Here is a 22127-nt window from a genome sequence, read left to right as displayed (position 1 = left end):
ACCGATGCCCCGAGTTGTTCCTATCGGCCATCGCCCTCGCCGCGACCGTCATCTATTGGTTATGAATCCTGACCCTAAGATTCAGCCGAACCAATCTTCCGGGGGCAAAGCAAAATCAATTTCCACTCGGTTGATGCCGACCTCCATTACACTCTGCTTCGTTGAGTTTGAAACAGAAATCTTCAATTGTCCCTCGACCGTTCCATCTTGCTCTGCCGCATAGTCGATCTCAATATAGTCACCGACCAAACTTAAACTCGAACGAAGGAAGTGGCAATCACTTCCATTTAAGAACACGAGGCGATCCTCAAATGGATCGAAGTCAAAAAGCACACTTTCTCCTGATGTTTCGGTAAAAACAAAAACATCGGAACCTTCACCACCAAACAAAGAGTCTCTTCCAGCACCACCGAAAACAATATCGTTACCGTTCCCTCCGGAAAGCATCTCCCCTGCCACCGATCCCCAAAGTGTGTCATTTCCGGTGCCTCCATGCACCTCTAAACCTTCAATCCCCGGCAAATAATGGCTCGTAAGATCTATGAGATCGTTTCCGCCTCCAGCATCAATCACTTCCACATCAGTAAGGCGAGAAATAGGTGACGAAGAATCCAAACCAGAAATAACATTCGAAAAATCATCGTGCAAAAAGTACGCATCATCTCCATTCGTCAGTTTTATTTGATCTACTCCAGCACCACCGAAGACAACGTCGAAAAAACGATTCATGCCGTCAACACTGACCCTCTCCTCCGACGGCGAAAACTCTGAAGGAGAAACATTAGATGCAAAGAAGCCCTCTGACCAAACCGCATCTACCGACAACATAAACGTGTCATCACCCGAGCCGCCCCAAGCAACATCTGCACCCTTTCCTAGTGAAATTGAATCACTCCCCTCCTCTCCAAACAAAAAGTCGTCACCCGAATTGCCTAGAATTTGGTCGTCGCCGAGCCCACCTCTAATTGTATCCCAACCCGATCCACCATGAATCCTGTCCGCACCGTCATTTCCCAAAAGTTCATCATTCCCACCCCCGCCCCAAATTGAATCTTCATCACCCCCACCGAGAACTGTATCGTTCCCCGCACCACCATCAATCAGATCACGGCCACCCATCCCTTCGAGATAATCATTACCTGACAAACCCTCAAACACATCATCGACGTCACTTGCGCGTATGACATCATCTCGTTCGGTTACTGCCCAGAGTTCTACTCTAAGAATTTCCCAAGAACTAAGCTCAATCACTAAATCCCCTCCCTGAACACTACCATTCTCTATCGTTACCACAGGATCGGATTTAACATTATCAGGCGACCCATCGCTGCTGTTCAGACGGGAGACCAACATCAGGTAACGTTCACCAACATCGAACATTCCTAAATCTATGGTCACCCCACGACCCAACTCGTTAAACCTATTCTCACCACTGCGCTCGGCGACGAATATAGTCAATCGACTACCGTTACCAAATCCATGCAGGTCAATTTGATCGTTTACCTCGAAATCAAACATGGGAACGAGGCCTTCTACGGACTCAGAAAGCCATTGAAACGCCACCCCTCCGAATGTCAGATCACCATCTGACGTATCAATCAACACCCTCGACCCAATGCTCGGATTTCCAAACGTCAGCGGCCAAAAACTGGCCCCATCAATACCGTTTGACGCCAACTCAAAGAAGGCCTCTATCGTCGTATGTGCGTACTGAAGACCATTCGCGTTTCCAACATTATCGCTCTGATTTGTAAAATGAGGGTTTCGAGCGCTCCACTCGGATATGTGATATTCTGGATTTCTGATACCCGACTCTCTAGTAAATATACTATATATATTCCTTAGCGCATAATCCTTTGCACTATCGATACCAGCAAAGCCACCACTAAAGTATGTATGGTCAACAATTCCATCAATAGCTTCCGCCGCAAAGGGGTCATCTCTAATAGCAGCCGCAATTGATGTCGTTTGCGACCGAGCGCTACCGAAACCTGGCATAGTTGCGGTAACCCACCCCTCCGGCAACCCATTCCTCAAATCAACTTCGGAAGGAATATATATGTCATAATCTCCATGTTCCTCCGGTTCCAACCACACGGTTCGACTGCTGTTTGGACTGTACATATTCGCAGACGATGCCACCTGCACAATTATGTCGATGTCTTCAAATTCCCTCCCGAGAAATGAGGAAATTTCGGCGGCCAAATAACCATACTCGCCAGCAGACATTTCCCCACTTCCCCAGAATTCGTTTCCAATCTCAAATCTTGAAATTCTGACTCCCTTTATGTGGGCCTCATGCATTGCGGCTTCGACGAAATTTCGCAACCTCTCAAAGTAACCTGGGTCCAACTCCGTTCGACTACCATAGTTGCCAACGGCCAGCGCTTGCCCTGCCGTCTGCGCAAAGGCTATTCTTGTTGGGATGACCAATTGAACATCGGTGGCCAGTTCGGATGCGACGGAAAAAAAATCATTTAAGCTAATTAAAGATTTAACGTGCCCGTCATCATTGATATAAGAACTGGCGTTCCAATCTCCCGTACGAACCGCTGCTTCTGTAAAATCCTGCTCTGTAACAGAGCCGCCTGGAAACCGAAGAGTCTTCACACCCAAGCCTCTTAGAGCTTGGATGTTTTCCTCACTGTTCACAAACTCGAAGTCATATGTAGTGACAAAATTTGTCCCAAACAATTCGCTTGTGATTTTCTTTTCGGAGAACTTCTCATCTTCCGATATCGAGAGCCGCATGCTGCTTACCGCCAACTGAAACAGAGTTAGTCCGTTTCTGTTTTGCTGGTTTGAGGCGCGGGCGGCAAAATCCAGGCAGAATCTTGACCTTCTTGCTTACTTGATGTCTAATTTTTTAAAGAATTTAACTTTTCGAATTTTCTCTAGTTCTTTCCATGTTTTCTTCTTTTGGTGGGTTTGTATTTATTGTGTTGCTCCACTCACATCGTGGAAGAGGGAGCGATGTTCGAGACGACTTTTTCTCTTCCAGACATAGGTCTGGTGAATTTTTGCCGTTTCTTCTCGAAGTCGGAAGATCACTTTCGGGCTGACACCAGATACGGCGTTACTTTGACTTTATTCGCGAAACGCAACTGCTAATGATTGCGCGAGAACCCTTCAAACTCTTGAGATTGAGTGAGGTCTTTTCTATATACCGCCACTTCGTGGCGCAGCGACATCCAGGTTTCGTTATAACAAAACAACTTTATTCGCGTGTAGTTCGATTTGACTGGATGGACGGAGGGGTAACCCGACGTCTGAATGCCGTCAACAGCAACCCAGCAGGATTTCGGTTTCTTTGGTGTGGTAAACGGTTGTGTCTACATCAAAGCCCGCGATCCCGCTCCAGATAATTAGATAAATTGTAATGACATTCCTTTGGACGAACAACTCTACAGCTGTTACTCTAGCCACGAGCTTAAAGGGGTATGGCCGGTGTTTTTCTTCGGATTGTTGGCGACTTTTGGTGCGGCAATTGCCGCAGTATCTTTGTTGGATAATGATTCTGACTCACACAGCACAGAAAGAGAATTTGAGAAAGATATAGAGGAGGAAGCGGAAAGCGAACACTTGGATGCAGGAAACGTGAACTTACTTGATTTAGTTGATGTTGCCTCACCCAATTCACCAGATATGCCATTTGAAGAGATCTCGGGCCGAAACAACATACCTGATAATGAGAGTGCTCAGAGGATCGACATCACTTCTATGGATCAACCCATTTATGAAGGTGTCACGGACCCTGTTCCATTTTCCTCAGACGTTGTTGATGACCCTGCCGTATGCCCCGACGCAGAAAACCTATCAACAAATAGAGAGGTTGTTTCCATTGAAGACGTTGAGGCGTTGCCTACCCCTTTGTCCGATTGGAGTTTAGATTCTAGCGTGGCAACCATTAACGGGGGAGCGGATAGCGAAATTGATCTAGCTTTTCCAGACGACGCCAGTGGAAGCCTTCATGTTTTGTCGGCCCCATACCAAGAGCTTCAGTCCAATGAACCGTTTTCAAGTGTACGTGTTCATACAGGGCAGAACATCTATTTTGTGCCTCAAGGCGAACAGTTTCCTGAAGATTACTCGTGGTCAGAAGAGGGTGGGTTCTTGTACCGCAACGATGGTGAGCCAGATGATGAGAATGATTTCGGGAGAATTAAACTTGTCGCCCGTATAGACAATGGCACCATCGGTTATCAGACGGAAGATACAGGTGACGTCAGAGTAACATTCGATGATCGGGTAGGGTCTCCGATACTTACTAGTAACCTTAGCATTCAAATGGGTTCCTTTGCTTAGAAACTGTATTTTCCAAGTAAATTTATCAGCCGTCTCCGACGAGCTTTGCGCAATACGTTTGCGATTGGGGCAGGCTTGCGGGTAGCCGCCGTGATGACAACCTTAGGCGGTTGATCAGCAGTCCGTAGACCATCGGCGAGAATCTGCAGGACTGGATCGTGATGGCTGGCGCCCGGCTTCAGGATGACGGCTTCCGTGAACTTCGCTGCCTTCATGCGTTTCTCCACCCCTCCCATCCAAGAAAGCTTAGGCTCCAGCCTCATTGAGCGTCAAAACCAGAAGATGACGGTTGCGGCGAGGGCGACTGTCGAGAGGAAGGTTTTGGCGCACCTGTCGTAGCGGGTCGCGATGTGGCGCCAGTCCTTCAATCTGCCGAACATGATCTCGATCAGTGCCCGGCAGTGCATTGCGCAGCAATGTCACGAGAGGGGCGGTTACGCCTCTTGTAACGGCTCTTGTCGTAGCGGACGGCCTTGCCTTGCGACTTTCGGCCCGGGATGCAGGGGCTTATCCCTTTGTCTTTCAACGCTTCCCTGAACCAGTCCGCATCATACCCCGGTCCGCGATCATCCAGTCGGCAGAGGGCAGACTGCCCCGCAGGGCGGCGGCTCCGGTGTAGTCGCTGACCTGGCCTGCTGTCATGAAGAACTTCGGGGGCCGCCCCTTGGCATCGGTGGCGGCATGCAGGTTTGGAAAGCTTACAAAAACCGAGCTTACCGAATAGTGCGCTGATAGAATTTTAACCATTCGTGCTTAACCCGGTTTGCGGTATCGCAAAGATTGGGGTGAGCAGTATGCTACGGTATCTTTACGCTGACGAGTTAAGACACTTCCCTAAGTTGGCTACATCCATGTACCAAGACCGTGCTGACCAATTCAAAACGCGTCTTGGTTGGGATGTCCAAATCAATGAGGCTGGAGAGGAGAAAGATCTCTATGACGATCTGAATCCACTTTATGTCATCTGGGAAGAGCCGGACGGAACTCACGGCGGTTCTATGCGCTTCCTTCCTACGACCGGCCCTGTCATGATCAACGATGTCTTTGGTCATATCATCGGCGGCAAGCCCATAAGAAGCCAGAAAATTTGGGAAGTCACGCGGTTTTGCCTGTCCCGTAGGGCCACTTCAATTGTCGCTGGCGCCATCATGCTGAGCGGTGGCGAGGTCATGAATGGATTCGGTTTGACCCACATTGCGGGTGTATTCGACGAGAGGATGATTCGCATCTACCGCTTGATCGGTTCATCTCCGAATGTGATAGGCTGCGGAGGTGAAGGGCGCGATCGCGTCTATGTTGGCGTATGGCCATACTCTCCGGCAGATTGTGAACGTGTAGCCAAGCGGGCCGGAGTGTCTAGAGAGCTGTCGCGCATATGGTTCAAAACAGCCTTCGGGGGAAATAGCATGCAACGGAAACTCCGCTTGGCGTAGCACTCTGACATGTTGGAAAACCTGACCGACCCTGAAAGCAACCATCGCCCGCGCCCTTGATACGGGATGTTCACAGCAGGGATCTTCTGGCGGCGAGACAGCCTGCTGAAGTCAGGCACCGTCCCGTCGAGGTCAACCAGCCGCAGCAGGCTCTTGACGAACTCGGTCACCTGCTGAAGAACAGCATCAACTTCGTCCGGCAGGTCTGAATGGCGGTATCGTTGTCGGTCTGCTGGCGGTCATGTCGATCTGTGGGCTCGGCATCCTAGCTCATCTCAGGGACAATAGATCGTTAGCGAGCCGCCGCGCTTGAGCGCTTCATTGTAGGCTGGCCATTTCCCGGTCCCGTAGGTTGGCGGGTGAACACACTCCTCTCCCAGCCAAGGATTCGATTTGGAAACTGTAACCAAAATTGGTAAGCGTCCGGCCTGACCGCTACCCGCGCCATTTCCAGGGCAGCAGGTCATTGACCTTTGTGATCTTGTAATCAGGGATACGGGCCAGTGTGTCGGCGAGCCAGGCATGGGGATCGATGGCGTTGAGCTTGGCCGTTTCGATCAGGGTGTATGCGATGGCGGCGGCCTTGCCGCCCGCTTCCGAGCCGACGAAGAGGTAGTTCTTGCGGCCGAGGGCGATGGCGCGCATGCCGCGTTCGGCGGCGTTGTTGTTGAGTTCGAGGATGCCGTGGTCGAGATAGGGGCGCACAGCCAGCTCCCCGATCTTGGCATGCAGCTCCTTGACCTGTTCTTCGTCGATCTCCGGGGCTTTCCTGCCAACGCGCTCGAACACACCAGACGCACCTTCCAGCAACGCCCTCTTCCATGTGTGGATCATCGTCGGATGAACCCCGAACCGGCTCGCCAGCTCAGAAACCGTCTGCTCACCCTTCAGCGCTTCCAGCGCCACCTTCGCCTTGAACTCCGGCGAATGCTGCTTCCGTTTCGACATCTCTGATCTCCTTCTCGTCGAAGATCAGCAGTCCGCAATTCGTAGCCAACGTCAGTGTCCGAATTTCGGGGGGTAGCTCAATCCTAAATGTGCGAAAATCGCAGTGGCGTTGTGCGTGGGTCCCACCGAGCTTGTGAATTTGTTGGCTCCCGGTTCGAATGATGAAGAGTTTCTTCGGGAAGCATGCAGCCTTGCGTCTTCAGAGAAGCGACGAGCCATTGGGAAGATTCTCTAAGGCACAACCATCCTTGATGATTAGAAAGTCCTACTGTCAGCATCCTCCGGGGAACCAGCGTGAGCACATAGTGGAGGTCGAGGACATGGCCGCGATGATCGAAGGGCACACGGCCTAACGCCAGTCATGTGGCGGATAAAGTGGGGGATAGCCACGCTGCCCCTGATTTTTTTGCAGTAAATGCAATGTGTTGAGGGGGCTTTATGGAGCGGGCGACGGGAATCGAACCCGTATCTCTTGCTTGGAAGACTACAGCTTAAATCCCGAAAAAAGTATACATATCAATACCATAGTGGAAAATGATTGGACAAATTGTAGGCAATGTGTCGGAAAAGATTTTTTGGAGCGGGCGACGGGAATCGAACCCGTATCTCTTGCTTGGAAGGCAAGGGTCTTACCATTACACAACGCCCGCTCGACGCTCACCGGTACTATTCCATTGATTTTCGGGCGTCAAGTTAGGAACGACAAACTCCCTGCAAGCTTCGAAAAGACCTGCATGTCCTTGACTTAAAACCGCTAGAGGCAAAAGGGGCAGCCAACGAGACTTCGAGCCCCCTACCCTGCTCAAGGACGCCAAACCACCGCCTGCCCTAAATCTCATTTCTCTTTTTGCTGTCATTCGCTCCCATTGGAGACTGGACAGCATCGCTTGTCTCTGGCGCAATGACCGCATGCGTCACCTGTTTGCACTTTGTTTTGCCCTCTGCGCCTTGCCTTTGGCGGCACTGCAGATGGTTGAGGTCGATGTCGAGCTGATCCTCGCCGTGGACGTGTCCCGTTCCATGACATCCGACGAGCTGGACATTCAGCGCCGCGGTTATCAGTGATCCGCTCGCGCCCGCCGGTATCCGCTGAGCGGTAAAGGGCATGAACTCTGTAAAAGGGCTCAGGTTTCTCTTTTCGCTCATAGTAGAGCTCAGAGCCAAGTGCCACATTCTGCTCTTTGGGCGGACACCGGCTTTTCTCTGCGACCGCGAGAAACCCGAGTCGAAACGGCGAAAGCTGCCGTTCAGTCCAGCTTTAAGACCATTTTCTGAACCGGACCTTCGCTGCGCCGGTATCGAGCGTCTCACATGCGGACAAAACCGCCGTTGGCCGCAACGCAGCGCCATCAGCGCATGTAAAAGCCCGCAGTGCAAACAAGCCGTAGTTAAAATCTTTGACAATTTGAGGTTGGCGATCTGCGCGCTGCATTAGCTTCAATTTCATCTCTTGAAAAACAAACGGAACTGGCTGCGCCAGCTCCGAAGCGGATGCAGTCCCATCACCGAATGTAACATGGTTGTCGTGAACTGCTAGGCAGACATCCTTTTCTTTCCGGCAATTTGGCAAGGTCTGGTAATATCCTGATCAGGCAACCAGCCGCTCGGAAAGGATGGGATGTCAATGAAAACATTTAGGAGATTGGCCGCAATCTTGGCAGCGGACGTCGCAGGGTATTCGCGGCTGATGGGAGCGGATGAGGACGGCACGCTTGCCGCTGTTGAGGAGTTGCGCGAGCGGATATTGCTGCCAAAAGCGGACGACTTCTCCGGACGTCTTTTCAAGTCCATGGGCGACGGCTTTCTGTTCGAGTTTTCCAGTATCTTGGCCGCCATGCGTTTTGCTATCGCCGTTCAGCTTGAGTTGAACAAGTGGAATATGACAAGGCACGCAGCGTGCCCCATAGAGTTGCGAATGGGGTTGAATATTGGCGATGTGATTGTGCGCGGAGAGGATCTTTTCGGCGATGCCGTCAACATAGCTGCGCGGCTGGAAGCCATAGCGGATCCGGGCGGTGTCTGCATTTCGGAAGCAGCGAAGCAGCAGCTGGGCGACCGTATCCAACTGGCGGTTGAGGATCTCGGCGAACGTGCGCTCAAGAACATCGAGAATCCTGTACGCGCATACCGTGTTCGCTCTGCTGCTGCACGGCGACCTGTTAGCGCCGAAGCCATCAAAGAGCCTCCGCCCGATGACCCTGCTTTCGACTTGAGGTATTGCGATTTTTCATCGGAACGGCCATCTCTCGCGATCCTTCCGTTCCGAAACATGTCGACGACCCAGGATAGCGAGTTCGTTGCGCAAGGTATATCGCTTGGGCTGCAAACGCTTCTCGTGCAGTTGCCAAACATGTTCTTCGTCAATGCCTGCGGCCATGCTGGGTATCGCGATGCGACCGTTACTGCATCGCAGGCGTTGGCGCATATGCCTGTTCGCTACGCTGTCGAAGGGTCGGTTCAGCAGGCTGGCTCCAAAGTCCGGGTGAATGTTCAGGTCACCGATTTGAAGGAAAACACGGTAAAGTGGGCATCGAATTATGATCGAAACCTCGACAACATCTTTGCCTTGCAGGACGAAATCGCGCGTAATATCGCAGGCGCTTTAAGCGTGGAATTGATCGGCGGTCATATGGCCCGCGATTTCACCGGTGGGCTCGACGGATCGGACTCCTGGGAGCACTTTCTGCGCGGAATAAACTATTTCTATCGCATGACCAAGGCGGACCACGCGCAGGCGGTGCCGCATTTCGAATCCTTGGCGACGGCGCATCCAAACAGTGCAATCGGCCCTTGCTACTTGTCTGTCATGCATTTCTATGCCGCCCGACGCGGGTGGTCCTCCGATGCCAATGCAACACTTGCTGAGGCCGAAAAATGGGCACGTAGAGCGCTTACACTTGAAGATGGCAACAACGGGCTGGGCCATTCAGTGCTCGGGGCTATCGCTCTGGAACAGCATAGACATCGAGACGCCAATAGGCTGTGCCATATCGCTGTCGGTTACCGTGCGAGTTGCCCATTTGCGCACAGCCAATTGGGGATAACGGAAACTTACATCGGAGAACCGAAGAACGGCATTCGCAATATCCGCAGTGCTATTGCGCTTCGGTTGGCGGGGCCAATGCCGTTGGAACTGGGTGCACTAGCGGTAGCTTACAGAGACAACGGGGACTTTGACCTGTCAATAGCAGCCGCAGAAGAAGCGATACGCATGGCTCCGGAATACCTGGACGCTTATGTCACGAGAACTTCGGACTTCGCGCTTAGGGACGACATTCAAAAAGCCCAGCAGTCATCTGAGATAATCTTGTCGATCAAGCCCGATTTCCGGATCTCTGATTATGTCGAGCGTCAACCCTACCAAACTACCGAAATGCGAAAACGCATCGCGACCGCTCTGCAAAAGGTCGGATTGCCGGATTAATCGTCTGCAATCGGCCGTTCTGGGGCATCCGAGGCTTTTCGTCAGATGATGGGTCTCTCCCACCAGCCAGTTCTCGACGGTCGTCACAGCACGGATTTCGGCAAGAGATGTTGCATCTGCCGTTTGAAGACCTTTCCGAAATCGCGCCGGATGACCGAGAGGCGGACCAAGTCGACATTTTGTTGATGCCGCCGCTTCTGTGCTATGAATGCAGGAAAATATTCGCCCTGGGAAAAGTGATGGCTGAATTCTCGATCCAGAACCGTGTGATACACTACGCAGAAGCCGGACAGGGCGAGGCGGTCGTTCTGCTGCATGGAGGCGGCAGCAGCAGTCGTCAGTGGGGCACTCTTTCCAAAGCGATAGAACCGCAATTCCACAGCGTTTCACCGGATCTATACGGACATGGTGCATCATCTGCATGGACAGAACTCGCGCCCCCGACGCTAATGGATTATGCAGCCATCGTCGAAAAAATCCGAGAGTTCGTTGGCGATCCATTTCACCTGGTTGGGCATTCGCATGGAGGTGCGGTTGCCATTCGATATGCGATGCAAAACCCGCAGTCACTGCAGAGCTTGACGCTGATCGAACCGACGTTGATGCACTTGCTTCGTGTCTTGGGTAATCCGGCCTGGTCGGAAGCTGAGAAGCTTGGAACCAAGCACATTATCGCGGTCTCGCAGGGAAGGTCGGCAGAAATCGCGGAAGCCTTCTTGCCATACTGGATTGGAGAAACAGCTTGGCAGAACATGCCCTCCAAACGTCGCGAGGCAATCATTCAGACAATGCCGGCGGTCGCTCAGTTCTGGGCATCAGAATTCGCAGAAGAAACTCCGGCCGAGGCCTACTCACAGATTGCCGTGCCAACACTTCTTGTCCAGGGGACAGAAACCAGAATGACCGCGAAAGAGATCGTTTCTCTGCTCTTCGAGCTTCTACCGGACGCCCGGCTGATTGAAATAGCAGGTGCCGGTCACATGGCCCCTTTGACACATGCCAACGACGTCAACGAAGCCATCACTCGACATATTACGGCAAACAGCGTCACGCCCTCTTCGCAGTGAACCGGGCCATTTGTCGTGAGACAGGGCGGCGGCAATTCCACCATCTGCCAAGGGAATTGTGCCAGTCCGCTCAGAGCTCGGAGTTCGAATTCGCAACGTCTGGCATGAACGTCGCCTGCCGAGGCGCGAATGTCTCGGGATCGACGGGCAAGCGAAAGATCAATGGCTTGGCTTTTGTGGCGAACGGCCGGTTTACTGCTGTCTGAGCCAAGGTGCGTGCCGTGGTCGCATTGGGCCGCTTCGAGCCCATCCACGACGTTCGTGATCTTCGCAGAAGCCGTCGCGAAGGGCGGACACCGGCGATTCGCCGCGCTGGTCCCGAACTGGGAAGATGCGGACAAAGCAGTCACTCTTTCAAACAGCTTGGATGAAAGACAGCGTGTCCCAAAATAGTCGAGACTGGGATATATTGAGAAGACTCGACTACTCTGCTCCTATGCTTAGCGCGTCTTTTACCCAAAATTTAGGGGACATGATATGAACTCGGTATTCGATACTATTGTCGTTGGCGGCGGGCAGGCTGGTCTATCAGTCAGCTGGCATCTTAAAAATGCCGGAGTTGAACACCTCGTACTTGATCGAGGCGCGATTGGCGACACATGGAGAAACCGCTGGGAAAGTTTTTGTCTCGTTACACCAAATCACCTCTGCAGACTTCCAGGGTTTCCCTATGATGGCGATGACCCCAGCGGTTTCATGGGGCGTGATGAGATCGTCGACTATGTTGAGCGGTACGCTGCAAGCTTCGATCCTCCGTATAGGTCGAACGTCGAAGTCAGGAAAATCTCAACGGCCGAAGAAATCGGACGATTTGAGTTGGTGACCTCGGAAGGAACACTTTATGCGAAGAACATAGTGCTCACAGTCGGCACGCACCAGCATCCGAATATTCCAAGCTGGCATGAGGACCTGCCCGACGATGTTTTGAGATTGCACTCGCGAGATTATCGTAACTCGGACCAACTGCCCGACGGCGCCATATTGGTTATTGGCAGCGGGCAGTCGGGCTGCCAGATCGCCGAGGACCTGCACCGAGCTGGTAGAAAAGTACATCTAGCGGTAGGCAACGCTGGACGTATTCCGCGCAGGTACCGAGGGCGTGATATTCTCGATTGGGATCTTGTAACTGGTTACATGTCGATGCCAGTCCATCAGCACCCCAAGGGAACAGACATCCGCTTCAAAGCGCATCCACATCTTTCAGGTCGTGACGGCGGACACACCATAGACTTGCGCCAGATGGCCCTCGATGGCGTACAATTGCATGGAAAGGTGCTGGGCGTCGAAAATGGTTCCTTGGTTCTTTCGGATGATCTGGATGAAACTCTGGACAAAGTTGACGACTTTTGCCGGATTGAAATGGACGGCATTGATAAGTTTATTGAGGAAAATGGGCTCGATGCGCCAACTGAGGATATTGTTCCTGTTGAGTGGGAGCCAACGACCTCGGATGGACTGCTCAACCTTGTGGAGGCTGGAGTTTCCACGGTTCTTTATGCGACCGGGTTCCATTACGATTTTGGATGGGTGAACTTGCCGGTCTTTGATGGTCGGGGTTACCCGCGCTACAAGCGTGGAATAACTGAAGTGCCCGGACTTTACTTCTGCGGTTTGCACTGGATGGAGACACAGGGATCGGGGCTCTTTTTTGGAGTAGGCAAAGACGCTGAGTACGTTGTCAGACACCTTCTTGACCAACCGGCCAGTTGATGCGCCCAAATGTGCACGGAGTAGAAGTAGCCGAAACTATTCGAACAACGGCTCTGGGCTCGGGAGTGTCCTGAACTCTGTGTATCTGTCCCGGCCCATGCGGTTTCAGATACTCAAGCGTCGAAGCGTTCGCCGAACATTATGGCGAATTGGTTGCGGGCAGCAAACCATTCGCGGACATTGCGGCCGTCTTTCTCGAACCTGCGAATGGCCAGATATCCCGCAGATCTTTCACCCAGGTACGGGGGCCAGAGGGGAAAAATGTAAGTGAGCAAAAACCCTATTGACGTAAGGTCAATTTTATACATTCATTAAATCATGTTTGATGATTCATATACGGGGAAGCGACGTGAGATTGGTGCGCGCATTAAAAAGCGCCGTTTGGAGATCGGTCTCACACAGCAGGAACTAGCCGAGGCTCTCGGGCACGGTAGCTCCCACCGCATTAACCAGATCGAACTTGGAAGGTTACGCCTCTATGCTGAAGAATTGCCGAAATTGTGCTGGACACTAGATTGTCTTGTATCAGACATCGTTCCCGGAGAACCCGCCAAGGGCATCAAGTAAGAGCGCCAAGCTCTGATAGTCAAAATTAACATCAGTCAATATCAACGAGCAACTGCTCTGGCCTCGGAGCCGTCCTCAATGGTCCAGAGCGCCGACGACCGGTTGTGGTGGGCGGACGGCTGTTGCCGTCCGCCCGCGCGATCAGATATCGATTCGTTCGGCGATGCTGAGCGCGTCTTCGAGTTCGACGCCAAGGTATCGCACCGTGCTGTCGACTTTGGTGTGCCCAAGGAGGAGCTGCACCGCGCGAAGGTTGCCGGTCTTCCAGTAGATTAGTGCCGCCTTCGTCCGACGAAGCGAATGTGTGCCAAAGCCCGAGGGATCAAGGCCGATCGCACAGACCCAGTCTCTCACCAGCCTGGCGTATTGCCGAGTCGAGAGGTGTGGCGAGTCGTGGAACCTGCTCGGGAACAGTACCGGACAGCCCCGCATCTCTGGAGCGTTCACCCAGTCCAGGACAGACGCCCTCGTGTTCTCAGACACTTCGAATTGGACCGGGAGCCCGGTTTTGCGCTGGATGATCGCAACCCGGTCGCAACCCGGTCGCGGACCGCGCCGCCGACCACGAGATCGGCGACCCTCAGGCGAACGAGATCGCAGCCTCTGAGCTTGCTGTCGATCGCGAGGTTGAAGAGCCAGAGGTCGCGGAGGTTGCCTGCAAGTTCGATGCGGGCACGGATCGCCCAGACCTGCTTCGGCTGAAGCGGGCGCTTCTGGCCGACAAGTCGAGCCTTGTTCCATGGGACCCGCCTGGGCGTCGGTACGGGAAGGTTGTGTTTGGACATGTGAAAGCCTCCAACCGGCCCTCCCAGCCCATGCACCGACACCGCGCCGGCCAGTCCATTTTCATACGCCAGCCGAATGTCCGGTCCAGAAATTCACGCTCTTCTACCCGATGCTGCGTCGCAGAGGTCTCCTTCGAGCCCAGAACGGCCGCACTCCTTGAGCCCATTAGGTTTGACAACGCCCCTATGACCAGTAAGGCTCGGAGAGCTGAGAACCGCCATTCTGCAAAACCCAAACTTGGCATCCTGAGAGTATTTTGGGAGAAACAGAAACAAAATGTCACGCCGTTTTGCGTTCATTCAAGCAGCCGATCTGGTGGATTACTCATTAATGATGGCGAAGGACGAAAGCCGTGCAATCGCCTTGATCCATGAATTGCGTGACAAACTCTTCGAGCCAATTGTCGCAAAGTATGAAGGTGAAGTTCTAAAACGGATGGGTGACGGCTGGATTGTGGCCTATCCAAATGCCGCGTCGACCGTTCTGGCGGCTCTGGAAGTGCAGAGCGGCCTTGCGGAACACCCGAACACTCGACTGCGCATGGGCATCCATATGGGTGATATCGTAAAAGATGAAACCGACTTGTACGGAACAGGCATAAACATTGCCTGTCGTCTGCAGACCGAGGCACCGCCTGGGGGCGTTCTGATTTCCGCCGAGGTCTACAATCAGCTGTCCGAAAAACAATGCGCGGGTTTCTCGGATGCGGGCAGTTTCAAGTTAAAGAATATCCCTCGCCCTATTCAGTGCTTCCAGTGGCGGCCAGATAAATTGACCGTCAGCAGCCGCTCCAACGAGGTGCCTACTATAGGAGTTGAAAGGCTTGTAGCCGCACCACCTGACGAAGAAACCAAGGCTGCCGCTGAGGATTTGCACGAGCAGATTGTCTACGGATTGTCCCGGCGTACGGGGATCAAGGTGCGCGACATGTCCGTCAGCACGACAGGAAGAACAACTTACAACCTTCGCGGCAGGTTCCGCCGGTCGGGTAACCGGGCAAGGGTCAATCTCTCGCTGGTGCTTCTTGACGACGCCACAACGGTTTGGGCGGATGTTTTTGAGGATGAAGCTACTGATCTTTTTGCATTCACTGATGAAGTGGCTGCGGAAGTTGACGCAAAGTTGCGGTTGTTCGTCAACTCACTAGACAACAACCGCATTGGCGAAATCCCCGACGAAAATCTAAGCGTTTCAGAATTGCGCACCCGTGCGGCAGGCCTCTTTTATGAATGCACGATACCAGATCTTGAACGGTGCGTATCTGTGTTGGACCGCGCCAGACGCCTGAGCCCTAGGGACGGTATGAGCCAATGTATGTGGGCCATTGGAGTGCTCCAGCGATACAAAGTGCGGTTCGAAGCTGTTGAAGGCGAAACTTTGGACGAGCTTGCGCGTGCGCTTGATCTTGCCGTCGAGTTATTGCCGCAAAGCGACTTCGCGTTCTTTGCAAGATGCATGTTTCGAAGCCTGACCGAGCGTGACCCCACTAAAGTGATGTCAGACGCGAAGGCGTGTTACAATCTCAGTCCGAATTATCCGCAAGCGCATATAGGGCTGGGTTACGCATATACTCTGTCTCAAGAGTATCAGAAAGCAGCCGCCGCAATACGTAAGGGTACCGAACTTCGAAATGACCCGTTCTGGACGTACCGCAGACTACAATTGGCTGTGGCCGAGTATTGTGGTGCGGATTACGAAGAAGCAGTATCCACTCTGCGCGAGATGATTGACCTGAAGCCAAGCGTTCGGGGCTTTCGTAAGCTGCTTATCCTATCGCTTTGGCAACTCGGACACCACGATGAAGCCCGAAAAGAAGAAGCTTTGGCGGCTCAGCTAGAAGACGTTGAGAACTTTTTCGTCCAAGAACCGATACTGCCTGACACTCACTTGTGGTTAAGAGAAGCGTTGGCCCCTGGTTCTGGTGATGTGCTGCGGTTTGTCGAATGACGGCCAGGTCCGCATGTGAGACGCTCGAAACCGGCGCAGCGAAGGTCCGGTTCAGAAAATGGTCTTGAAGCCCGGACTGAACGGCAGCTTTCGCCGTTTCGACTCGGGTTTCTCGCGGTCGCAGAGAATGGCCGGTGTCCGCCCATCCCGTCGAATGCTGCGCCGTGCACGAAGGTCTGGTAGGGGCTCATAGCCGACTTGCGGCGGCGCAGCGGGCTAGGCTCGAAGGGAGCTCCGAAAGCCGTCATTCACGACAGGCGGGCACTTCAACCTTTTCAGAGTGATGGATCGACTTCAGGACGTTGGACCATCCAAAGCGGTCAATGGGCGTGCAGCGACGGAATGACTGCCTCGAGCCCGAAGCGGTCTTCGAAGACAAGGGCTGACGGTATCGGCGCTCGCTCCAAGCCCAAAAATCGGTCCAAAGTGACGTTTGGCAAAAGACCGGACCAAGATCAGTTCAGTTTTTTGCGTTTCTGAAGTATTTTTCCGCCAAACTAGTGGGGCATGAAATGGTCAGCGTGCCGCTCGATTGCGTCATCATTGGTGCGGGCTGGGCAGGCCTTTCCGTAAGCGCGGAATTGAAGGCTCGCGGCATCGACCATGTCCTGTTCGAGCGCGCGCGTATCGGCGAGACCTGGCGAACGCAGCGCTGGGCGTCCTTCCTTCTCAATACACCTAGGTACCAGACGGTAATGCCGGGCGACGTCGACACCAGCGACGATCCCGACGGTGCGATGCAGATCTCCGAGTTCATCGAGATGCTGGAGAGATATGTCCGTCGCAAGGAGCTTCCGGTTCAGTGTGGACGGACGGTTCACAGCGTTGAGCCGCACGAAACGGGCTTCCGGCTGGAGGTGGACAGCGAGGTTCTCGTCGCCCGAAGCGTTGTCGTAGCAACAGGGGACCAGAACGTGGCCGTCATCCCGCCTTTCGCTTCGGAGGTTTCGGCCGGCGTGGCGCAGTTCGACACGACGAACTACCGAGACCCCCAGTCGCTGCCGGAGGGTGCGGTGCTCGTCGTCGGATGCGCCCAGTCCGGCGGACAGATTGCCGAGGACCTCGCCCTCGGCGGCCGGACGGTCTATCTCTCGACCAGCCGGGTGGCGCGCCTGGTGAAGCAATACCGCGGGCGCCACGTCTTGGCGTGGATGGTCGATACAGGAATCCTCGACATTCCCAGGACAGAACTGCTGCAAGCCGGGCCTATTGCGACTCGCGGCCTTGTCGGTGCGGACCATACGATCAGCCTGCAGTCCCTCAGCGCCCTCGGCGTTGTGCTGCTCGGGCGTCTCCAAGGGATCGAGGGAGAGATCGCGCGGTTCGATGACGGCGTGCGGGAAAACATCCGCCATGGCGATAGGACGGCCTCGGACCTCAAGGCGCGGATCGACGCCTGGCTCGCGGCAAATGGCGTCAAGGCTCCACCAGCGCAACCGGACCCGGCCGAAACAGTTGAGCCGGTACTGCCGTCGGTGCCGATACGGGAACTCGATCTGTCCCAGGGCTTCGGAGCGATTGTCTGGTGCACCGGTGTCCGCGGCGACTACCATTTCCTGCGCGTGCCGGGGGCGCTCGATGATCGCGGCGCGCCTGTCGAGACCGGAGGCTTAACCCGAGTGCCCGGTCTCTGCATAGCGGGCGTGCCCTATTCTATCTCACGGCGGTCGGGGACGATCCTTGCGGCCGAGATGGACGCCGTGCGCATGGCAGATCACATCGAGGAATTCCTGCGAGGCGACTAGACTTTCCCGTGTCATGTTCCAGGCGCCTCTTCGCAGCGTTCGGCATTTTTGTACGCATAGCGCTCAATGCCCGTTTTTCCGTCTATTCCTTGCTCGCCCGACGCATGGCCTCGACAAGGGCGTTGATGTTGGGCAGGTTGGCCTCTGACTGACAAGACGCCAAAGCCGGTTTGCTGTTTGATACCGGCGCTGCGAGTCACGAGAGTCTCACCAAGAGAAAATTCCGTCAAATCCTTTCCTCTGCGGTCGACAAACCTTCGCGGTTCGGCCTGACTAAAAGTTTGATCCTGTGCTTGCGTCGGACGTCTGCTTCGTCCGCGATCCGGTCATTGCCGTCGAAAAAATGCTGCGAGATGCACGAACGGCCGGAATGCGTGAGCTGCATCGCGGCGTCGCGGCCTGTGATGAAAGTCAGCAAAGAGCCGTTGCTTCGAAACCTGCTCCATTCATTCTCACAATGAGGTGATCATAGACCAGGCAGGGGGCTATTTACATCAACGCCACATCAACCTGCGACTGCGGGCTTTGCGCTGACTTTGCATGTGAATCCGAACTGTTGCTGACGAATGCGAGGGTGAAAGTCGCGCCAAAACAAAGCCTTATCGCGCAAGCGATTGTTTTCATTAAGTTATTGGAATCGTTCACCTTTGGGCTCATAACCTGAAGGTCGTAGGTTCAAATCCTACTCCCGCAACCAAAATTATACGCGTTTCCAAAAGCTTAGACGCCGCCCCAGTGGGGCGGCGTTTTCGTTGATGGTCCCCGTGGAAGCACTGTGGAAGCAAGAGGGAGCGAAGTCCTTCATATTGCAGCGAAAATTGGTGCCACGGATCATCGTTGCTTCCTGGTGCTGGCAAAAGCTTGTCCGCCTAAGAGCATTGAACCCGACGCGGCATTGCAGCGCGTTCCTTCTCCGGAATTGTCATTGAGCACAGTCGAACAAGCAGGAATTCTAACCGGCCGTTCGCTGCACCAGGTTCCTATGCCTCAGATGCGGACTTTTCTGCCATTTGGCGTTTGTGTTCAAATGGCTGCCGTTTGCAGTTCGCGGCTCTGGCGGTCGTAGCTTAGCCGGGATGTTGTCACTGATAGGCGTAGGTCAATAGATTTGCTTCGTAATAACAACAAAGATCTGAAAGATTTCTTCACGTCTCTGGACCAGTTCTGTTCACGTCGATCCGTGATCGGAAAGCTCGAGGGCTGAGTCCCACGGCTTCTCGGAATGCGCGTGAGAAGTTCGAGCGATCGGAGTAACCGAGCGCGCCGGCTATTTCGTCTACGGTGTCGCCGCTCGTTCGCAAACGGTCCTTTGCGTAAGCAATCTTCGCCCGGCGTAGTTCATCCGACACGCTGGTTTTTTCCTTGGCAAGACGTCGAGCCAAAGTTGCTCGGCTCATTGACACGAGGGTTGCCGCGTCATTGGCGCTGAGACCTCCCTGGCCGATCCTATGCGCGATTACAGCTCGGAAGTCGGCGAGGAAGCGGCTCACTTCGTTTGTTTGATCGCATGTCCCAACTGAGTTTCCCAAGACCTTGCGATCGACAGAATGGACAAGCCATTTGGAGGGAAACTTCAATCGGAAGCCCATCTCATCGCCCTTGAGCCGTTTGAATTTCGAAAAATTGGCAGGAAGTACGTCTGGATTACAGAGAACAATGGTCATTTCGCCGGAGTCGAACCGGTCGCCCACGGCACGCCTGAGAATTCCCAGGCTGAGGCCCACCATGAAACCATCGTTCTGTGCCGGCAAAATTGTTGGGCGAAAAAGACGAGTTTCACCGTAAATTGCCTGATCTCCTCTGATTTCCAGATATGTCGTCACCGAGCTGGTAACCTCGTTCGCTCGGCTGATAAAGGTCGAGAGAAAATCGGCCAACGAGCCCCCAGCAGAGAGCGCAGATTCGATCATTGGCCAGCCTCTTGGGTCCAGACGCGAGCCGACAGAAGCGCAGAAAGTCAAATCTTCCACCGCCTCGGCACAAGCCTCGAGAAACTGGTGGACCACCATTATGTGCACGGCCTCGTCGCCGCTCAACACCGCGCCTTCGGTCAGGCCAACTCTCTCGAGCACGATTTCTGGGTCGACCCCACGTTCGCTAAGCGCAGTAATCAAGGGGCGCAACAAGCTCAGCTTCGCGAGCGGAAGACGTTTGGTCATGTCGACTCCTGTGCCAACCGGCCCTCGAACGATGCGGCATCTGTCGGTCAGTTCAAGGCGCTGGAAACAAAATAACGCTTTCAAGTGTCATTTTGGCGCAAAAATCCTTGGCACCGACTCCAAATGACACGCCAGCTGTTTCAGCGTCTGACATATTTAGAAAACAGGCTTGATGCTCACGCGAGTTGGCCAGCGGGACAGGCAGTATGCTGACTCTGCGCGAGTTACGCTTGGCAAGGGCCAGAAAAGGAAAGGGAAAGAAATTGGGATTCTTGAGAAATACTATTCTTGCTGCATCAATCACGATGCTGACGGTATCGCTTGTAGCTGCTGAAGAAAGCCAAACGGCGCACGTCCTGATTAAGAATGTCAGGATCTTCGATGGAAACAGCGATACGGTGTCGGAAGCCCAGGATGTGCTCGTTGAAGGCAATCTGATTAAACAAATCGGCAACGGCTTGACGGCTGGGGACAACGCGATCGTGATCGATGGCACTGGTCGCACAATGACCCCTGGGTTCATCGATATGCACCAGCACCTGATGCTGGGCGGACCATCCGGATTGTTTTCGACGGGTGAAGATATCGATTTCGCCACTGCCGGAGCCATCGCTGCCCAGAACATGTATGCCCACCTTTTGATGAAGGGCATCACGACCGTGAGAGATATCGGCGGTAATTCCCTCGGGCTTGCCAAAGGCGTGCGAATGGGCTGGATGACGGGCCCACGGATATACTCAGCGGGGCCGCCGATCGGGCCTCTTGGCGGGCATGGTGATGTCGGCGGTTGGAACCAGCACCTCGGTCCGGATGAATCGGTGTTGATGGGCAACCTTGCGACGACCAGCACGGTAGACGAAGTTATCAAGCAAGCACGATGGAACTTTCGCAAGGGTGCAGCTTTCCTGAAAGTCATGCCGGGTGGAGGCGTATCAACGGAGTTTGACCCGCTTGAAGTCATCAGTCTTACGTTCGACGAGATGAAGGCTGCCGTTGCGATCGCCGAGGACAACAAAACCTACGTCGCAGCCCATGCCTACCGTGACGACGCTGTCAACCGTGCGATTGATGCGGGTGTTAAAGTCATAGAGCATAACTTTCTGGTTTCGGAAGAAACCATCAAACGGATGGCGGAAGAAGATATTATCCTTTCACTACAGGGCTATATGGCTGGAGTTGCCTTTGCAAACCCGGAAAGTGTTCCGTGGTACACCCCTGAGCAGATCCGCAAGGCCAAGTCGGTTCATACCGGTACCCTGCAAATGGTGAAATGGGCGCGCGAGCATGATGTCTTCATCGTCAGCGGTTCCGACATGTTCGCCGAGCAGTGGCCCATCACGAAGAAAAACATCACCATCGAGGTGGAGTTGTTCGAGTTCACTCCGATTGAGGCGCTGCGACATGCTACGGGAAATGCAGGCATCGTCCTTGAAATGTCCGGCCCCGCCAGAAACCCATATCGCGAGGGACCTTTGGGCGTAATAAAAGAGGGCGCTTACGCTGATATCCTGTTGTGGAGCAACGATCCGACGAAGGACATTAAGATTATTGAAGATGAGGATAAGTTGCAGCTCATCATGAAAGACGGTGAATTGTACAAAAACACCACTGTGCCACACTCTGATCCAACTTACCGGCCAGCTCCTGAAATGCGTGTAACGCCAAGTAACGCGGGAAGAGGTCGAACTGCGCTGTAATTTTAAAGCTAACTCAGGGTGCGAATGTACCCTGAGTTTATAACATCGCTTTCCGCGCACAGCGACCAGTGCTGCATGAAACACCAAGGTCTGGATAGGGCTCTGAGCCCGTATTCGCGGTGTTTGACATTAACGTCGCCTGCCGAAGCGTGAATGTCTCGGGTGCCACGGGCAAGGCCAAAGATCAATGGCTTGGCGTTTGTGGCGAACGGCCGGTTTCCTGCGGTCTGAGCCAAGGTGCGTGCCGCGGTCGCATTGGGCCGCTTCGAGCCCGAAGCAGCCGATCGCTCTTAATGTTCAGGCGGATTAACGGCCGAAAACCTCTCTGTTCGTAGAGTT

General features: G+C 53.8%; 14 protein-coding genes, 1 tRNA gene and 5 pseudogenes. 10 read left to right on the top strand and 10 right to left on the bottom strand.

Annotated elements, in window-relative coordinates:
* Positions 1-81 precede the first annotated feature (81 nt).
* Positions 82-2751, bottom strand: a complete 2670-nt coding sequence (locus G0P99_RS15300) for a calcium-binding protein (RefSeq protein ID WP_164131330.1) — start codon at positions 2749-2751, stop codon at positions 82-84.
* Between the two features lie 639 nt (positions 2752-3390).
* Between G0P99_RS15300 and G0P99_RS15295 the strand changes: the two genes are divergently transcribed.
* A complete protein-coding gene (locus G0P99_RS15295; RefSeq protein ID WP_164131328.1) occupies positions 3391-4305 on the top strand; it encodes a hypothetical protein in 915 nt (304 codons plus the stop codon).
* Here G0P99_RS15295 and G0P99_RS15290 read toward each other — a convergent pair.
* Positions 4302-4520, bottom strand: coding sequence for a hypothetical protein (locus tag G0P99_RS15290; RefSeq protein WP_164131326.1), 219 nt, complete (start codon positions 4518-4520; stop codon positions 4302-4304). The two genes, G0P99_RS15295 and G0P99_RS15290, sit on opposite strands and share 4 nt — an antisense overlap.
* Positions 4521-4574: 54 nt before the next feature.
* Positions 4575-4992, bottom strand: a pseudogene (locus tag G0P99_RS15285) (transposase); the annotation flags it as partial.
* A 107-nt stretch (positions 4993-5099) separates the two neighbouring features.
* Between G0P99_RS15285 and G0P99_RS15280 the strand changes: the two are divergent.
* Entirely contained in the window at positions 5100-5738 is a 639-nt protein-coding gene (locus G0P99_RS15280; RefSeq protein WP_164131325.1) for an acyl-homoserine-lactone synthase, read from the top strand.
* A 53-nt stretch (positions 5739-5791) separates the two neighbouring features.
* Here the strand turns inward: G0P99_RS15280 and G0P99_RS24810 are convergent.
* The 4 genes and pseudogenes from G0P99_RS24810 to G0P99_RS15265 all read right to left on the bottom strand — a co-directional run.
* A pseudogene (locus tag G0P99_RS24810) lies at positions 5792-6118 on the bottom strand (transposase); the annotation flags it as partial.
* A gap of 55 nt (positions 6119-6173) precedes the next feature.
* Positions 6174-6434 (bottom strand): annotated as a pseudogene (locus tag G0P99_RS24525) (transposase domain-containing protein); the annotation flags it as partial.
* Between the two features lie 42 nt (positions 6435-6476).
* A pseudogene (locus G0P99_RS24520) lies at positions 6477-6686 on the bottom strand (transposase); the annotation flags it as partial.
* 576 nt (positions 6687-7262) lie between these two features.
* A tRNA-Gly gene (locus G0P99_RS15265) sits at positions 7263-7336 on the bottom strand.
* 259 nt (positions 7337-7595) lie between these two features.
* On the opposite strand from G0P99_RS15265, the gene G0P99_RS15260 reads away from it, so the two are divergent.
* The 5 genes from G0P99_RS15260 (at position 7596) to G0P99_RS25065 (ending at position 13454) form a co-directional block, all read left to right on the top strand.
* A complete protein-coding gene (locus G0P99_RS15260; RefSeq protein WP_239059834.1) occupies positions 7596-7751 on the top strand; it encodes a DUF1194 domain-containing protein in 156 nt (51 codons plus the stop codon).
* A 559-nt stretch (positions 7752-8310) separates the two neighbouring features.
* Positions 8311-10110, top strand: coding sequence for an adenylate/guanylate cyclase domain-containing protein (locus tag G0P99_RS15255; protein ID WP_164131319.1), 1800 nt, complete (start codon positions 8311-8313; stop codon positions 10108-10110).
* Positions 10111-10217: 107 nt separating this feature from the next.
* Positions 10218-11177: an alpha/beta fold hydrolase gene (locus G0P99_RS15250; protein ID WP_164131317.1), complete on the top strand. Its 960-nt coding sequence runs from the start codon at positions 10218-10220 to the stop codon at positions 11175-11177.
* A 477-nt stretch (positions 11178-11654) separates the two neighbouring features.
* Complete coding sequence (locus G0P99_RS15245) at positions 11655-12887, top strand: NAD(P)/FAD-dependent oxidoreductase (protein WP_164131316.1); 1233 nt, start codon at positions 11655-11657, stop codon at positions 12885-12887.
* Positions 12888-13205: 318 nt separating this feature from the next.
* On the top strand, positions 13206-13454 hold the full coding sequence (locus G0P99_RS25065) for a helix-turn-helix transcriptional regulator (protein ID WP_164131314.1): 249 nt from the start codon (positions 13206-13208) through the stop codon (positions 13452-13454).
* Positions 13455-13595: 141 nt separating this feature from the next.
* On the opposite strand, the pseudogene G0P99_RS15235 reads toward G0P99_RS25065, so the two are convergent.
* Positions 13596-14239 (bottom strand): annotated as a pseudogene (locus G0P99_RS15235) (tyrosine-type recombinase/integrase).
* A gap of 277 nt (positions 14240-14516) precedes the next feature.
* Here G0P99_RS15235 and G0P99_RS15230 point away from each other — a divergent pair.
* Together G0P99_RS15230 and G0P99_RS15225 are read left to right on the top strand one after the other, a co-directional pair.
* Positions 14517-16187: an adenylate/guanylate cyclase domain-containing protein gene (locus tag G0P99_RS15230; RefSeq protein ID WP_164131312.1), complete on the top strand. Its 1671-nt coding sequence runs from the start codon at positions 14517-14519 to the stop codon at positions 16185-16187.
* A gap of 512 nt (positions 16188-16699) precedes the next feature.
* A complete protein-coding gene (locus G0P99_RS15225) occupies positions 16700-17932 on the top strand; it encodes an NAD(P)/FAD-dependent oxidoreductase (RefSeq protein ID WP_164131310.1) in 1233 nt (410 codons plus the stop codon).
* A 226-nt stretch (positions 17933-18158) separates the two neighbouring features.
* On the opposite strand, the gene G0P99_RS15220 is transcribed toward G0P99_RS15225, so the two are convergent.
* The gene (locus tag G0P99_RS15220) at positions 18159-18350 is read right to left on the bottom strand and encodes a hypothetical protein (RefSeq protein WP_164131308.1); all 192 of its coding nucleotides are present in this window, start codon (positions 18348-18350) and stop codon (positions 18159-18161) included.
* Positions 18351-19077: 727 nt separating this feature from the next.
* Positions 19078-20091: an AraC family transcriptional regulator gene (locus tag G0P99_RS15215; protein ID WP_164131307.1), complete on the bottom strand. Its 1014-nt coding sequence runs from the start codon at positions 20089-20091 to the stop codon at positions 19078-19080.
* A 206-nt stretch (positions 20092-20297) separates the two neighbouring features.
* Here G0P99_RS15215 and G0P99_RS15210 point away from each other — a divergent pair, with 206 nt between their 5' ends.
* Positions 20298-21788 (top strand): amidohydrolase family protein, encoded by a 1491-nt coding sequence (locus tag G0P99_RS15210; RefSeq protein ID WP_164131305.1) that lies wholly within the window; start codon positions 20298-20300, stop codon positions 21786-21788.
* The last annotated feature ends 339 nt before the right edge of the window (positions 21789-22127 follow it).

The sequence above is a fragment of the Ruegeria sp. PrR005 genome (genome assembly GCF_010500245.1).
Lineage (GTDB): Bacteria > Pseudomonadota > Alphaproteobacteria > Rhodobacterales > Rhodobacteraceae > Ruegeria_B > Ruegeria_B marisflavi.
This window is presented reverse-complemented; position numbering and strand designations above follow the sequence as displayed.